Consider the following 15,372-nt stretch of genomic DNA (forward strand, 5'->3'; position numbering starts at 1 on the left):
CTGCTCATTGAGGGATAACGCCTGTGCAGGATAGGCCTGCACCCCCGGAACACCAATAACCAATCGGCGGTTAAATCTTTAGGCCAATCGCTCAGGCGACTTGCTGGAGGATGTCGCGCAGGCGATCCAGAGCGATATCGATGTCGAGGGTTTCGATCGCGCCGAAGCCGAAGTACAGGCCGTTCTTTGCCGGTTGTTGATGGTAGAAACCATTGATCGAGTACAAACCGACTTCGACCTTTTTCGCCAGTTCGATCACCAGCGGCAGGTCGATCGGCACCTTGCAGAACACCGCCATATGAAACCCGGCGCTGGCCGGCACCGCCTCAAGCCATGGCGACAAGTCATCCGCCATGCGCGCCAGAATCCGCTCCCGGCGCTGGGCGTAGATCGCATGACAGCGGCGGATATGCTTGAGCAGACAACCCTCGGCGATGAACTTGGCCAGCGCCCATTGCGGCAGGGTCGAAGCGTGCAAATCGGTGAGCTGTTTGGCACGGATCACCGCCTCGAGAATCGCCGGCGGCAGGATCGCATAACCCAGACGCAACTCCGGCAGTAGGGTTTTCGAGAAGGTGCCGACGTAAGCGACGATGCCGCGCTGGTCGAGATTGAACAGCGAATCGGTCGGCCGGCCTTCGTAGCGAAACTCGCTGTCATAGTCGTCCTCGATGATGATCGCGCCCAACTCATGAGCGCGGACCAGCAAGGCTTCACGGCGCGCCTGACTCATCGGCACGCCCAGCGGGAACTGGTGCGACGGCGTGACATAGATGAGGCGCGTGCCATCGGGAATCTGCTCAACCTGAATGCCCTCGGCATCCACCGGAATCCCGACCACCTCGGCGCCATGGGTGCCGAACAGCAGACGCGCCGGCGGATAACCGGGATCTTCCATCGCCACCCGACTGCCGGGGCGGATCAGCACGCGGGTGATCAGATCCAGCGCCTGTTGCGCGCCATTGCACACGACGATGTCTTCGTCCTGACAGTTGATGCCCCGGGAAAACGCGATGTGCCGGGCAATCGCATTGCGCAGCGCCGGCAGGCCTTCGGCGACGCTGTAGAAGCCTTTGGACTGGCTCATCTGACGCATCGCATGGGCGACGCAGCGGCGCCAGTCATCCTGCGGAAACTGGCCCTTGCTGGTCGCGCCGCCGATGAAGTCGTAGCGCAGCGAGCCTTCCAGCGTCGGGTGACGCAGGAACACCGGCAGATTGCGCCAGCTCTCGATCACTTCGGCACTGGCCAGTTCGGTGTGACTTTGTTTGCGCTGGACCTGCGCCGGGCGCGCGTTGACGTAGGTGCCTTTGCCGATCACCCCGGTGAGGAAGTTTTCGTAGGTCAGTTGCGCGTAGGTGTCGGAAATGGTCTTGCGCGAGATGCCCAGTTGCTCGGCGAGCAGACGGCTGGGCGGCAGTTGCGTGCCAGCGGCCAAGCGCCCGGACTCGATGGCCCCGCGCAACTGCTGATACAACTGACCGGCAAGATCCTTGCGGCCGTTGATCACGACGTGAAGTTCCATACCGACGAGGCTCCCGGGGCTATTTGGCGTGCCCGCCAGATTACCGCTGTTGCGAGATCGGCAATAGTTGCCTACCCGAAAAACCCGAAATTGGTCACTAACCCCTGTGGGAGCGAGCCTGCTCGCGAATGCGGTGTGTCATTCAAAAATGGGCTGACTGACCTGACGCCTTCGCGAGCAGGCTCGCTCCCACAGGGGATCTGCGCAGGGCAGGAGGCAGTGGTGTAGCGGTTTTCCGTTCAATTGGGGCTGTCATGCAACGCTGTCGGCGTTTACGGTGAATTCATTATTCCGTCCACCGAGACCTGCCCATGTCCCCGCGCCTGGATTACTACAACGCTTCGCCCAAGGCGATGAAAGCGATGATTGCCATGGAGGCGCTGACCGCCAACCTCAGTATCGAGCAGCCGCTGCTGCAACTGATCCGGATCCGCGCCTCGCAACTCAATGGCTGCGCATTCTGCACCGATATGCACTCGGTGGATGCGCGGCGGGCCGGGGAGAGTGATCGGCGTTTGTATGCGATTGCGGTGTGGCGCGACAGCAACTTCTTTAACCCGCGTGAGCGTGCGGCGTTGGCCTGGGCGGAGGCGGTGACGTTGTTGGCGGAGAGCCGTGTGCCTGATGACGTTTATGAGCAGGCGCGCGAGCAATTCAGTGAAGGCGAGATGGTCGACCTGACTATGGCCGTGACCACCATCAACAGCTGGAACCGCCTCGCGGTGAGCTTCCGCCAAACCCCAAGCGACTGAACACCCATGATCGTTCCCACGCTCCGCGTGGGAATGCCTCAACGGACGCTCTGCGTTCGGCTCTGGATGGGACGCGGAGCGTCCCAGGCTGCATTCCCACGCGGAGCGTGGGAACGATCAAGATCAAAATCATTGCGGTGGGCGTTGTGGTTTTACTGAGGTGCCAAAGGTATTGCCCATCCGCGTGCTGGTCGCCGCCGGTGTCGCCAGCCCGACCTGATTCGGCGGCCGCTTGTTCACCGGCACATTCAGCGCCTCTTGATTCTTCTCCGCCGCCGCAGCACCTTCCGGGTTGTTGCCCATCTGCTGGCTCAGACAATCGTAATTCGGCGCCTTGTAGCCGCCGACCGTCACTTCCACACAGCCCAGCGGCTGCTCGGCATAAGCGCTCGACAGCGCCATCAACAACAGCCCGCCAAGGCTCAATCGCCACAGTGTTTTCATGCTCGCCTCCTGGCCGGCCCAAAGGGGCCGCGCTATGGCGTGAGTCTAGTGCAAGCCGTGCGCAATTCCCGTGATGGTTTTTTTGCACCGCCCGTCACACCAGATTCATAAACAGCCCTCAGGATGACGATTTCCAAGGATTCGTCAGCCGTGCAGCGAGGCAATTCCACGGACGGCTTTCAGCGTTCAACGAGGCTTGTGCGCCGGATGTGTCTGGGGTGGCTGCTTGGCTGTGCGGCGGGCCACGCCATGGCCGACACGGTGCCGGCGGACTTGCGCATGACGCTGCACATTCCGGCACAGGATCTGGCGCACGCGCTGGATCAGTACAGCCACGCCACCGGCGTTGCGGTGCTGGTCGACAGTCAGTTGAGTCGCGGTCGTCGCTCGCTGGCGGTGGACGGTGAATACACCGCCGCCGATGCCCTGCGTCGGTTGCTCGGCGGCAGTGGATTGATGGCGCGGTATGCCCGCGACGATGCATTTACGTTGCAAGTGGCGCAGGTCGAAGACGTGGCGGCGCCGCCGCAAAAACAGACGCCGGAAAGCGTCGCGGTCAACCGCAGTTACGCCACAGCGGTGCAAGCGGCGATCGAACGCAACCTGTGCCGCTCGCCGCTGACGCGTCCGGGCAGTTATCGCGCGGTGTTGCAGGTCTGGGTCGGGCGCGACGGCTTGGTGCAGCACAACCGGTTGGTCACTTCGACCGGTGATGTACGGCGCGACAACGCGCTGGTGGAAAGCTTTCGCAATCTCAAGATCGACCGGCCGACGCCCAGCGCCTTGCGTCAGCCGGTCACGTTGCTGTTGTTACCGGAGTCGTCAGGGAAACGCATGGAATGCACCAAATGGGAAGGAGTTTCCGGGGGATGAAAGACACCGGACAAGGTTCGATGGTCCAACTGTTCCTGACGTCCTACGAGGACTTTCGGGTGCGCCTGCGTAGGCGTCTCGGTTCGGAAGATCTGGCCAACGACGTGCTGCACGAAACCTACCTGCGCGTCGACCGCATGGAGACGCCGCCGAACGTCCTGCGGCCCAATGCCTACCTCTATCGCATGGCCCTGAACATCGCCGCCGACCGCCGCCAGGCCGATGCGCGCCTGCTCACCGGCGAGGAAGTCGAAGAGCTGCTGCAAATCGGCGATGAAGCGCTGGACCCAGCGCGGGTAGTGGGCGGGCAGAAGGAAATCCAGTCGCTGCTCAGTGCGTTGTACGAACTGCCCGCACGGCGCCGGAAGATCTTCATCGCGGCGCGTCTGGAAGAGGCGCCGCATCTGGAAATCTCGCAGCGTTTTGGCATTTCCACGCGCATGGTCGAGAAGGAAATCAAAGCCGCGCTGGGCTTCTGCGCCGCGAAACTGGAAAGAAAAGTGTTTCAGCGGTTCGGTCGCGGGGCCGGAAAACCGTCTTCTGAATAGTGCCCGATCAATTCGTTGAGAATCTGCGCGTTTGAACATCTTTCGACTGACACCTGCCGAGCCATCGGCGGCCGACAATCTGCACAGCGAAGCTCGCGACTGGCTGGTCCTGCTGACCTCCGGCCGCGCCACCGTGGCCGACGCCCGCGCCCTGCGCGAATGGTGCGCCCGGAGTGCCGAGCATGCCCGTGCGTTCGAAGAGGCCAAGCGGTTGTGGCAGCAGCTGCAACCGGCCGTGGAGCAAATGCAGGCGCCACGCGGGTTTGGTCGACGTGCGTTTCTCGGCGGGGCGATTGCTGCGTCGGCGGCGTTTTTGCTGGTGCGCGGGACGATTCCTGGTGGCTTCGAAGGGTTGGGCGCTGACTACATTACTGAAGTTGGCCAGCAGCGGCGTTTCGAACCAATGCAGGGTGTGAGCCTGGAGCTGAATACTCAGACGCGGATCAATCAGCGCTCCATCGATAACGGCGTGCAGGGCTTTGAACTGGTCAGCGGCGAAGTCGAAGTGCAGACCGCGCGGTTGCCGTTGGCGATGCAGGCTGGAGGAGGGTGGTTGCGCGCCAGTCAGGCACGTTTCAACCTGCGCAACACTGATCAGCAAGTCTGCGTGACCTGCCTCGATGGTGCGGTTGAAGTGGATGTTGATGGTCGTAGTCTGCGCCTCGAACCGGGCCAGCAAGTGACCTACGACGCACGGCAAGTCGGCAGCGTACAAAGCGTCGACACAACTGCAGTAATGAACTGGCGCCAACAAGTGCTGGTCTTCAACGGCGCGACCCTCAGCCAGATGATCGACGAAATCAACCGCTACCGCCCCGGCATGTTGCTGCTGCTCAACCGTGAGCTCGGCCAACGCCGCGTCCAGGCCCGATTCAGCCTCGACCAACTCGCCGGCGTCGCACTGCTGATTCGGGATGCCTATGGCGTTAAGTGCACCGAGCTGCCTGGTGGCGTCGTTGTTTTGAGTTAGTTTGTTTGATCGTGTACATATCCGTTTCTGCGGTAACGGCCGCTTAGGGTTTCGCCCTTACGGCGACTCACTTTTTTTACAAACGCCTAAAAAAAGTAAGCAAAAAAACGCTTGCTCCTACGTGCGGCCCGCTCGCTAAGGCTCGGGGTTCCTTCGCTCCGGGATCCATCCGGGCGCATCGCCTACGGTTTGCTTCGCTGCACCTCCTCTCGATGCATTTGGCTTCGCCAAACGGTCGCTGCGCTCCCACCCCCGGATGAATCCCTCCACTCAGCCTTCCGACGTCGCCCGTGGATCAAGATCAAAAGCTGCAGCCGAGCTAACGCTCATCCTGTTGAGTGGGGCGGCTTTGCCGCTTGGGTTGTACGCAAATTTAAAACTGTGGGAGTGAGCCTGCTCGCGATGACGACCTCACAGCCAACCAACCTGCAACTGACTACCCCCAATCCAATTGTGGGAGCGAGCCTGCTCGCGAAAGCGTTCTATCAGTAACAACCATGTCGACTGACCCACCACATTCGGTCGCAAACCCCCTCCCACATTTAGTTCATGGCCAGCAAATCACTCCAACGGCCCAATCACCTGCCGATACTTCTCCACCCCCTGCGCCGTCCCCCGACTCAACCGAATCTCCAACCCCAACGGATCCTCCCGCCGATTCCCACTCAACTGCCGCCACCCCTTATCCACCTCCCAAACCCGCACCTGCACATCACTGACATCCTGCAAAACAGCAACCCCATTCCCAGGCGCCGGCAACGGATACCGACTCCGCGCCTCAGCCACCGCCCGATACAACGTATCGCCCTTGACCCACCACCGCACCCGCTGCAACGCCCCCGGCTGATCCGCCGCCGTGCGAATAATGTCCAGCCGAAACCCCTTACTGGCGCTACTGCGCACAGTAAGGGCGGGCGGTGCGCTCGGCGGTTCATCATCCACCCCAACCTTCTTCGGCTCAGTCAACTCAATCCCCGCCCGCATCTCCACATCCCGCTGCAACTGATTCAGCGCGCGCAACAAACCGTCACTCTGCTCACTGCTCGCCTGCAAATGACTGTCCGCCCGCGTCACACTGTCCAGCCCCTGCCAGGCAATCAGACTCACCACCGCCATCAGCAAAATCGCGACCATCACCTCAATCAACGTAAACCCTTGCTGGCGCTTCATTGCAGGCTGATCCTTCCACTGTCATCACGCAGCACACTCAAGCGATTCAAGCCATCCGACAACGTCAACTGCAGCGGCGGATTGATCCACTCAGCGTTCAGCACAACCCTCTGTTTCGGCTCCACCCGCACCTCCATCTTCGGACTCTGCCAGGCACGCGGCCGCAACTGCGGATCCTGCGCGAAATGATCAAACCCCTTGCCACTGTCACTGCGCCGACTAAACCGAAACCCCTTGGCATCACTCACCCACACAATCGGCCGCCCATCCGCGCGCGCCTCCGCCTGCGCCACCTGCAGCAACTGCGCCACACGCTCGGCGTCCTTGCGCAGCAACTGCAACGGATCAGGCTTGATACTCAGGCTGATCGCCGCACTGGCGATGCCGATGATCACCAGCACCACCATCAACTCGATCAGCGTAAAACCCTGTTGCCTGTTCATCGCGCGCGCGCTCCTTTGCGTCCTGCGCCATCGTGCACGGCCAACATGTAAGGCGTGTGAAATAAAACGGAGAGAATTGCCGCGTAGGCTGACAGCAGGGATAAAAAGGAGATTCAACCCATGACCTTCACCGCACGCGTTTCCCCACCCCAAATGGTCCAGGCCCTCGCACTGCTCGCCGCGCTGGTCGGCGTGGCGACATGGTCGTCGCTGCTACTGACCTCCGCCGAATCACACACCCCGGCAGCGGCCCCGCAATTGCTGGCGGCAAGAAGTGATAGCCCGGCGTTGCAGTGGTTTTCCAATCAAACGGCGCCGATGGATATCAAGGTGAGCGGGGTGATGGCGGGGAGTCGGGGGGCGGTGGCGATACTGAGCCTGAACGATGGGCCGCCGAGGAGTTTTTTGCAGGGGGAGAAGGTTGGGCCTGGGGTGAAGTTGGTGGCGGTGGAGGGGGATGGGGTGGTGATTGAGCAGGGTGGGGAGAGGGTGCGGTTGGGGGTGGAGAGGTTGGGGGAGGGGGTGGTTTTGCCTAGGTTGGTGAGGCCTTGAGTTGCTGACCTTCACCTTCACGCCCCACTGGCAAGACCAAGCGTCGACTCCTGATCTACTACAAAAGCGGTGATCGGCATCTCCGTCTATAGTGATATCACCACGATATTAGGTGGCGACTGAAAGGATTTCAAATTGAGCGAATTAACTGAGCCAAATAGCGCAATTTCCTCATGGAGTGGGTTTGTATATCAGGGGAAGGTCGCTCTTTATCATTCTTTAAAATTAATAATTAAGAACGAATTAGATTTTGAGCTGCAGTTGGATAGTACTGATGATTTTGCAATATATAAAAACGGAAAATTACTTAGCGTTCATCAAGTGAAAGCAAAAGTCGGATCGACTAGAGGTAGCTATACTAAGGCGCTAATAAAATCGGCAGAGATTGATGAGCATAGAAAGACTGGAACCAATAGGTACTTCCATGTGTCCGTAAAAATAGACGATACGTCGGATTACAAACCAGGAAACGGCGAAGTTGTGAAGTTTTACGAGTATAACGGTCAGCCGTACTGCGGATTAGGTGAAATAGAAAAAATTACTAAAGATTTAATAAGAACTATATTTAATGATGCCAAGGGCGTCCTGCCAACCGAGCGCCTTACTGACCAGAACTACAGTTTGATCTCGGAAATCATCAGTAGCAAAGCTATAGAAATCCATAAAATAAATCAGGTGGATGGAGTTTCTGAGAGTAAGGCAGCTTTTGAGAATCGTATACATGCCTCTGAACTCTTAACCGAGCTTTTGTCGGAGGGATTGCAAAATGATGTCGAATATTTTGCAACGGAACTAAGAAAGAATCTTTTCGATTATCTCGAAAAAACACTTGATGACCTGCTCCCAGAAATAAACGACAAACAGTATCTTCGGGCTCAAGATCTTTTCGTACATCTGCATAGCTTGAACTCTGACGATCTCCAGCGCCTTTGCCAAGTCATGAAACCTTCCGAAAGCTTTTCGAAGATACAGCACGAAGATATCGGAAGGTACTCTGAGTTAATCCAGGATTTTTGTATTGCACCTGTTCTGCAGAGATTGCCACATTATATGGGCTCCGACTCAAGCTTCTATCTTCCTACAGCTCTGACACTATTAAACGATCGTGAGTGCCGTGCATGCGTAGATAGGATCAGGACGGAGATGAAAAATAACAGAAGGCTCCAGCCTCTACTTTTTGAATATCGCAACTTAATTGCATTTTCCGCTCTGAAATCTTTCAGTGTCGAAACAAAGATTACAGAGAATGATGGCTCAGATCCAAAATACGAAGCGGAAAACCAAGATGACAAGATCACACGTGAGCTAAGTGTCAATGTGATAACGAAGCAGGATGCAGAGGGTAAGTTAAATGCTTAGAGGAATAATCAGTAGCGCATTAGCTGAGCAGGCATTCTCTTTAATTCATGCGACGGAGCAATCCTCTTATTTCTTTCGCCTGCATGAGGATGCAGCTCGTTTCGCGATTGTGCATGAGATGACGGTATTGCAGTCTCCGGAATCATTAAATGAAGCAGCCTCTTTAAGTGCCCCTAAAGAATTCGTCGAGCACCCTGCCTTCAAAAAAAATTGTGACTTGATTTGCCTGCTGAAACTAGGGAGTCTTGCTGAGTTTAAAGAGCTAGAGGATAGAATTTTTGCGATTGAAGAGGACGCGTACCACTATAAGAAATATGTCCTTTACTACACCAAAGATGAGGAAGATTGCTTGGAAGGGTTCGAGTTCGGAGATCTGCTTCGGGCTATATCGGACAAGAGTCAATTTGACTTATATAAGAAATCGCCTCTTTCTTCATCCGCCTACAGTATTGCTGCAAAAATATTCATTAAGATTCCATTCCTTGTGCTTAGCCATGAGAAGCGTGAACTCGTTCCGTTAAAACTTCAGGCGGAAGCTGCAGTAGCAGAATCAGAGTTAACAGGGCTTTATAGGAAAGTGCAGGAGTTGCCCGAGGTTGATGACGTTGCCATAGATGACTTAATCAAGGAGTTGATGAAGAATGAGCTGGAAAATATCCCGGATTGAGATCGCCAGTTTTAAGGCGTTTAAAAATATTTCGTTGGATTTAGAATCCGCATCACTCTTAACTTTAGATGGCCCAAATGGCTTCGGGAAGACCAGTATTTTTGATGCGATCGAACTGCTTTTAACTGGAAAAATAGCAAGAATTCAACGCCTTTTCGATAAAGTTATGATCGGGACGAAAAAAAAGTATGAAGATAACCTTTTTTGGAATGTGCGATCTCAAGGCAACGATCTCCACATAAAAATAGAATTTCAGTCGGGCGATAAAAAAATAGTCCTCGCTAGACATGCACCAAGCGAGAGCCTCTGGCCTAAAGACAAAAACAAGGCGAACGACTTCTCATTGTTTAAGCTCTACAAGTTAGGCAGTTTTGAGTCCACTGACTTTAATGATGAGAATATAAAAGACGATAGTTTAATCGCCGAGCTTTTTGGCCAAGGATTCCAGGATAATTATTCTTTTCTGAATTATCTAGAGCAAGGTCAGAATGAGTATCTTTTTTCGACTAGTCTAAATAACCGAAAGAAGGCGCTTGAAAGTCTAATTCAGTCAGGCGCTGTCGTTTCAGAAATTGCTAACTGTAAACGACTAGAAAAAAAATTAACCCAAAAACTAAGTAAAGAGCGCCAAGAAGAAGAATCTCGGTTGGATCGAGAGGGCGAAGCTTTGCGAACAATGTTAGAGAGCGGACTAGAAGGCGCTGTGTACGAAAGGGTTAGCACCGCCGACATCCGACCTGGCTGGGATGCAGAAGTTTTATTTTCTGGATATTCCAAAGAAATACACGACGATTATGTTGCTGAAGTACGTGGCATCATCGAGTTGCTGCCTTTAAAGCAAGCCATTAAGATTAGGGTCTCTAACGAAAAAATCGAGAATTATATTTCAAAAAATAATAATCTTTTAAGGGCCCTGATTCAGGTTGGCAAGACCACTGAAGAGTTCACCGCGCTGTCCGTAATTAAATCTAACATCGACTCTTTATCATTTTCGCTCTCAACTCTGGAAAAGGGTGCGGCGAGCATTGGATTTGATGAGATTCGTACAACTCCTGGCTGGAAACCCGGCGAATTCGTCGAGCTTGAAGAACAGATTAAAAGTCGTGACCTATTAAATACGTCCTCGGCTGCGAACGCCGAAGTTATTGCCGAAATTAGTAAGCTTAAAAATGAACTGCTTGAAAAGCACTTTAATATTTATCCTAATGAAACAACCTGTCCACTTTGCTCGCAGGACTGGCAGACACACGGAAAATTGCTTTCTGTGATAGAGGAAAGATCTGCGAAGCTTTCTGAAACCCTAAGCGAGGATGGTAAAAAGCTTGTGCAGGTAATCGAATCAATAGGGAATGTCCTGTTGGTGTTAATTGAGCGCGTAACCAACGATTTGAAATTGGAACGATCAAGTTATGATTCAGATCTTCACGAAGTACTTCGTCGACATAAAGAAATAATTCAAAGAATACGAGAGCTCGGCGGCCAACTTACAAGAAGGGGGATTCCCTACCCAGACACGTACACTGTAGATCCTGAGGAAGAGGAAAAGCGATTAGCAGATCTGATAGCCTCATTTCGTGCTCAAAAACAAGAAGAAATTGTGGATATTCCAGATCAGTGGAGATCTGTAATACTCAACGCTTTTAAAGACGAAGCAGATTTCTATGTTCTTGGGCGCGAAGCATTGGAGGTGAAATTGAAATATATTTCACTAAGAGCAAACGAAGCAAAGAGCGCTACGCTGGAAGGTATTAACAAAAGATTGAATGCTCTCCGAAAAGAAAATGCAGCAATAAATAGAATCAAGGGGCGTATTGTATCTTTGCGTAGTACCTTGGAGCGTGTAGAAAAAACCTACTCTGATCACACTATATCCGAAATAGAATTAATATTTCATGTGTATAGTGGAAGACTCATTCAGAACTATCAGCGTGGACTTGGATTGTTTATTGAAAGCAAAGAAGGCAACCAGTTGAGGTTTGCGACCGCTGAATATTCAGATCACGACGCGATGTTATCTATGAGTTCTGGTCAAATATCAGCATTGAGCCTGGCTTTCTTCCTCTCATTGAATAGAGTCTACTCCAGTGTCCCTATCATCATGATTGATGATCCGTCTCAATCCCTAGATGAGGTAAACATTGCATCTTTGACGGATCTTCTACGCTGCGAGCTTAAAGATAGACAATTGATTGTTTCATCTCATGAAGATGATGTTTCTTCGTATATGAGATATCGATTCACGAGGGCAGGTTTGCTTCCTCTTACATTCAATATGCAAGCTCTGGCCAGGGAAGCGGGATGAAAAAAATTCCCGAGATAACTAGGCGGGTCTATTAGGGAAACGTGACGGGACGATGCCTCGATAAACGCCAATGTTTAAAAAGACATCTCCAGTCACTCTCTCAGGCTACATATCCTTGCGCCTTTGCCTACAGCTACGCCAGAATCCGCCGGCTTGTGCGTTTTGTACCTGGTCTTTATCGTCTACGTGTCGCTGGCAACCCAGCGACCGGGTTTAGCGACCTGACCAGGTATAAGTACAACGACGCTCCAGTTTGTCGCAGACGTTTGCGACGACGACATGGTGGCTGTGCGTGGGAGACCTTCGGGTCTGCCGGGTCTTATACCTCTCGGTTCGCTAACCCGCGTACAGCTGCCACCCTTACTTGTTTAGCGACAGGTGTTGGTGGTTCCACCAGGTATAAATTTGGAGCTTCACCATGATCAAACCAACACCCAACCCGCCCGAAACCGACTCGGTTTCCCCCTACGAATCCATCGATTCCAAAAAACTCCACGAAGCCGCCGACCGCGCGCTCGACCATTACCTCTGTCCACCCGGTTCCACGCCGCCCCCACGTAAAAACCGTGGGATGTACGCCGTGACGGCAGACAACAAAACCGAAGAACTGCTGGTCGATGCCAGTGCAACACTCGCTTCCGCCAAAACCATCGCCCAGAACGTCTCCAGCCTGTTGCCGGCATCGCAGCGCCATGCGCTGGCGGGGATTGCGCAGTTGATCATGCTCGGGGAGTTGGCGGTGAATCGGGCGTTGGATAATTTGCAGTTGCCGGAGTGATGCGGGTGTCGGGGGCACTTGGTGATTGATCAGGTGTGAACTCTGGCGCCTTCGCGAGCAGGCTCGCTCCCACCTTTAAGTGTGTTTCAAGGTGGGAGTGCGCTGGCTCTTCAGCCGCGATAAATGTCGAGACGATGTACGCGTTTCTGTAACTGTGAGTGGCGGGGTGCTTGCTAGCGTCAATCGACTGCCAGGTTGTCTCGAGCCCACTGTTCAGCCGTTGTGACCTGAATCGACTGCTGTTCGTTGAAAGTCCCCGCTTTCGGCCACGACACGCCTCTGCCTTGGGCAAATACGGCGCGGTATTTTTTGATGTGGTGAGTGGGGTCCTTTTCCAGTTCCTGCATCAGGTACGGAACCGTCCAGACGTTACGTTTGAACGGACGCCCCAGCACACGCTCAAGCAGGCTCGCCACCTGCCCATACGTCACCGTGTCGCCAGACAGGTAGACGATCTCATTGCGAAAGCGCGGTTCGAAGAAAACGATGTCCGCTGTCAGCTTGCCGATGTCTTCCGGTGTCGTGAGCGTCACGCTGGTTTCCAAGCTGCCCAAGGCGTTGACTGTGTGGTTGTCAAAATCGACGACTTCAAAGACCGGCTCGAACAGAAAACTGGTGAACATGCCGGTCGAGATGATCACCCATTCGGTTTTGTCCTGAGCGCGGAGCAACTCGCGCACGTTGAGTTGCGCATCGAACAAATCCTGCGGGCTGCCCCGGCCAATCACTTCGAAATCGACGCCGAACTGCCAGGGGAAGTAGCGCTTCACGCCGGACTTTAGCGCTGCTGTCGCCAGTTTCATCGGCGTTTCACGGCCCGCGACCATGCCTGCGCAGCCTATGACGGTGTCGAATGCTGCGAACACTTCGGCCAGTTGCTCGATGGAATCGTTAACCAGGTCTGCAGCGACTAGCTGAATGCCCAGACTGCGCAGTTCATCGACTTCCAGTTTTTTCTCGGGAGCTTGCGTGTTGATGGTCGAATCCCTGAGCAGGACGCTGATGGTGCTGCCGGGCGAGCGCTTGGCTACCCGCGCAAGATTGCGCAGCACCGGCAGGCCGAGTTCGCCGGCGCCGAGTACGAGAATGGATTGTGGGGAAGGGTGGGTCGCTGCGGTCATGATGTCTCCTGAGATCCGTCGTCTGTATGATTTGGCGATGCTGGCACGATTGCGCAGCGCTCAGAAGAAGGCACACGCGTGATACCAGGGGGACACATGACCGATGAGGAAACCCTTAGCCAGGCAGAAGCGATCTGCCAGACGCTAAGACGAGACGATGATGGCGTGCGGCGCGAAGTCCTGGCTCACGCCGGTAGCCGCTGGTCACTGGGTATCCTGCATGCCCTGGGTGTGTACGGCACGATGCGTCATGCCGAGATCAAACGGCAAATGACGGGCGTGACACAGCGCATGTTGACCAAGACGCTGCGGGCGCTGGAACGCGATGGTTTGCTGATACGGCGGGAGTTGGATCAGGTGCCGCCCCATGTTGAGTATGAGCTGACGGCGTTGGGTATGGAGTTGTTGGTTCGCATGTCGCCGATTTGGACGTGGGTTGTGGAGCACGTCGATGATTTTCGCGAGGCGCGTCGTGCGTTTGATGGTCAGAGTGGGAAAAAGCCTTCGTGGCAGGTTCCGGTGGTGGGGCTGGTTGATTTGGATGGGGCTGATTGATTGGTTGCTTTGGTTCAGACCATTGCCTGGAACGTTGCCAGTCTGTTGGCGGGTTTGGGGGCTTGCGATTAGAAGCGGCCCTCACCCCAGCCCTCTCCCGGAGGGAGAGGGGGCCGACCGAGGTGTCTTGTGGGGTACGTCGACCTGGAAGATTTTGGTGATTATGGTTTTGGTGAAAGGCCTTGGCGATTATGGGTTTGGTGAAGGACCTTCGATTTGGCTTTGTGAGCTTGGCCATTTTGGATTCAGTGCATGGCTTTCAAGTCGGTGTAGCTCTCGAATATCCCCGAATCGGTCCCCTCTACCTCTGGGAGAGGGCTAGGGTGAGGGGCTTTCCGTTCGGGACAACAATGTCTCAAGCCTGGCCAACGGCGGCGCATCCTGGTTGCGGTCAAATACCTGGATGCCAATCTTGAGCAACCGTCCATTTTCGGCTGCGCTGATCAGCTGTTCACAACGCAGCAATAGCCGTCCCTGATCGCAGTCCTGCACTTTCATACCCATCGGCAACTTCCCTTCCAACCGCAACTCCACCATCCGACTCTGCGCCGCAATCATCGCCACCGACCGATCCCTCAAAACCCCACTACTCTGCGTCATCAACCCCGCCACCCGCACAGCCGCCGACATCGCCACGGCAATAATCGCCAGCGCCACCAGCACCTCAATCAACGTGAAACCCGCTTCCCGCGAACGCGCACGCATAAACCGCCCAAAACCCAAACCCAGCCCTCGACGCTAACCCGCGTCCTTGACGGCTTGACGACGAAAACACCCGAGGATTTTCAACATCACTGACATATCTTCTTGCAACACTGCGCGTCGAATCGAATCAAGCCAGGGTATGTCGAGATGGATATCGCACCTTTCAAATCGCTTCAGCAGCCGATGCGCACGCCGCGTGGGCAGCAGGGTTTTACCCTGATCGAGATCATGGTGGTCGTGGTGATTCTGGGGATTTTGGCGGCAATGGTGGTGCCCAAGGTGCTCGATCGGCCGGATCAGGCGCGGGCGACGGCGGCGAAGCAGGATATTGGTGGGTTGATGCAGGCGTTGAAGTTGTATCGCCTCGATCACGGCACTTACCCGAGCATGAACCAGGGGCTGAAGGTGTTGGTGGAGCGGCCGGCGGATGCGAAGAACAGCAATTGGCGCTCGTATCTGGAGCGCTTGCCGAACGATCCGTGGGGGCGTCCTTATCAGTATCTCAACCCCGGCGCGAATGGCGAGATCGACATCTTTTCCCTCGGTGCCGACGGTCAGCCGGACGGCGACGGCGTGAATGCCGATATCGGTTCCTGGCAGTTGTAAGG

The 15,372-nt window shown here is 54.9% G+C and carries 17 protein-coding genes; 11 read left to right on the forward strand and 6 right to left on the reverse strand.

The genetic code is table 11. The features are described from left to right. Positions 1-91: 91 nt before the first annotated feature. On the reverse strand, positions 92-1,525 hold the full coding sequence (gene pdxR / locus CCX46_RS12720; protein WP_127926953.1) for a MocR-like pyridoxine biosynthesis transcription factor PdxR: 1,434 nt from the start codon (positions 1,523-1,525) through the stop codon (positions 92-94). Between the two features lie 311 nt (positions 1,526-1,836). Between pdxR and CCX46_RS12725 the strand changes: the two genes are divergently transcribed. Further along, a complete protein-coding gene (locus CCX46_RS12725; RefSeq protein WP_095122853.1) occupies positions 1,837-2,277 on the forward strand; it encodes a carboxymuconolactone decarboxylase family protein in 441 nt (146 codons plus the stop codon). 129 nt (positions 2,278-2,406) lie between these two features. On the opposite strand, the gene CCX46_RS12730 is transcribed toward CCX46_RS12725, so the two are convergent. Further along, positions 2,407-2,721 carry a hypothetical protein gene (locus CCX46_RS12730; RefSeq protein WP_103307406.1) on the reverse strand — a complete coding sequence of 105 codons (315 nt, stop codon included), beginning with the start codon at positions 2,719-2,721 and terminating at the stop codon, positions 2,407-2,409. A 207-nt stretch (positions 2,722-2,928) separates the two neighbouring features. On the opposite strand from CCX46_RS12730, the gene CCX46_RS12735 reads away from it, so the two are divergent. The 3 genes from CCX46_RS12735 to CCX46_RS12745 are packed head-to-tail and all read left to right on the forward strand — an operon-like array spanning position 2,929 to position 5,112. After that, positions 2,929-3,594, forward strand: a complete 666-nt coding sequence (locus tag CCX46_RS12735; RefSeq protein ID WP_127930381.1) for a secretin and TonB N-terminal domain-containing protein — start codon at positions 2,929-2,931, stop codon at positions 3,592-3,594. Next, positions 3,591-4,142, forward strand: a complete 552-nt coding sequence (locus tag CCX46_RS12740; protein WP_007913935.1) for an RNA polymerase sigma factor — start codon at positions 3,591-3,593, stop codon at positions 4,140-4,142. Before CCX46_RS12735 ends, CCX46_RS12740 begins: the two co-directional genes overlap by 4 nt. A gap of 31 nt (positions 4,143-4,173) precedes the next feature. Further along, positions 4,174-5,112, forward strand: a complete 939-nt coding sequence (locus CCX46_RS12745; RefSeq protein WP_127926955.1) for a FecR family protein — start codon at positions 4,174-4,176, stop codon at positions 5,110-5,112. A gap of 561 nt (positions 5,113-5,673) precedes the next feature. On the opposite strand, the gene CCX46_RS12750 is transcribed toward CCX46_RS12745, so the two are convergent. Both CCX46_RS12750 and gspH read right to left on the reverse strand, forming a co-directional pair. After that, positions 5,674-6,282, reverse strand: coding sequence for a prepilin-type N-terminal cleavage/methylation domain-containing protein (locus CCX46_RS12750; protein ID WP_127926957.1), 609 nt, complete (start codon positions 6,280-6,282; stop codon positions 5,674-5,676). Next, the gene (gene gspH, locus CCX46_RS12755; protein ID WP_127926959.1) at positions 6,279-6,725 is read right to left on the reverse strand and encodes a type II secretion system minor pseudopilin GspH; all 447 of its coding nucleotides are present in this window, start codon (positions 6,723-6,725) and stop codon (positions 6,279-6,281) included. The genes CCX46_RS12750 and gspH overlap by 4 nt, the downstream gene beginning before the upstream one ends. A 120-nt stretch (positions 6,726-6,845) precedes the next feature. Here gspH and CCX46_RS12760 point away from each other — a divergent pair, with 120 nt between their 5' ends. The 5 genes from CCX46_RS12760 to CCX46_RS12785 all read left to right on the forward strand — a co-directional run bounded on the left by CCX46_RS12760 (position 6,846) and on the right by CCX46_RS12785 (position 12,383). Next, complete coding sequence (locus CCX46_RS12760; RefSeq protein ID WP_127926961.1) at positions 6,846-7,277, forward strand: type II secretion system protein N; 432 nt, start codon at positions 6,846-6,848, stop codon at positions 7,275-7,277. A gap of 135 nt (positions 7,278-7,412) precedes the next feature. After that, a complete protein-coding gene (locus CCX46_RS12765; RefSeq protein WP_127926963.1) occupies positions 7,413-8,636 on the forward strand; it encodes an ABC-three component system protein in 1,224 nt (407 codons plus the stop codon). Next, entirely contained in the window at positions 8,629-9,303 is a 675-nt protein-coding gene (locus CCX46_RS12770; protein ID WP_127926965.1) for an ABC-three component system middle component 1, read from the forward strand. Before CCX46_RS12765 ends, CCX46_RS12770 begins: the two co-directional genes overlap by 8 nt. Continuing rightward, positions 9,278-11,605: an AAA family ATPase gene (locus CCX46_RS12775; RefSeq protein ID WP_127926967.1), complete on the forward strand. Its 2,328-nt coding sequence runs from the start codon at positions 9,278-9,280 to the stop codon at positions 11,603-11,605. Before CCX46_RS12770 ends, CCX46_RS12775 begins: the two co-directional genes overlap by 26 nt. Before the next feature lie 418 nt (positions 11,606-12,023). After that, the gene (locus CCX46_RS12785; protein WP_127926971.1) at positions 12,024-12,383 is read left to right on the forward strand and encodes a DUF6124 family protein; all 360 of its coding nucleotides are present in this window, start codon (positions 12,024-12,026) and stop codon (positions 12,381-12,383) included. Between the two features lie 179 nt (positions 12,384-12,562). Here the strand turns inward: CCX46_RS12785 and CCX46_RS12790 are convergent, their stop codons facing one another. After that, positions 12,563-13,504 (reverse strand): aromatic alcohol reductase, encoded by a 942-nt coding sequence (locus CCX46_RS12790; protein WP_127926973.1) that lies wholly within the window; start codon positions 13,502-13,504, stop codon positions 12,563-12,565. A gap of 96 nt (positions 13,505-13,600) precedes the next feature. On the opposite strand from CCX46_RS12790, the gene CCX46_RS12795 reads away from it, so the two are divergent. After that, a complete protein-coding gene (locus CCX46_RS12795; protein WP_127926975.1) occupies positions 13,601-14,059 on the forward strand; it encodes a winged helix-turn-helix transcriptional regulator in 459 nt (152 codons plus the stop codon). Positions 14,060-14,377: 318 nt separating this feature from the next. Here CCX46_RS12795 and gspI read toward each other — a convergent pair whose 3' ends face one another. After that, positions 14,378-14,764, reverse strand: a complete 387-nt coding sequence (gene gspI / locus CCX46_RS12800) for a type II secretion system minor pseudopilin GspI (RefSeq protein WP_158013176.1) — start codon at positions 14,762-14,764, stop codon at positions 14,378-14,380. Between the two features lie 147 nt (positions 14,765-14,911). Between gspI and gspG the strand changes: the two genes are divergently transcribed. After that, the gene (gene gspG / locus CCX46_RS12805; protein WP_038368790.1) at positions 14,912-15,370 is read left to right on the forward strand and encodes a type II secretion system major pseudopilin GspG; all 459 of its coding nucleotides are present in this window, start codon (positions 14,912-14,914) and stop codon (positions 15,368-15,370) included. The last annotated feature ends 2 nt before the right edge of the window (positions 15,371-15,372 follow it).

Source organism: Pseudomonas sp. RU47 (assembly GCF_004011755.1).
GTDB lineage: Bacteria > Pseudomonadota > Gammaproteobacteria > Pseudomonadales > Pseudomonadaceae > Aquipseudomonas.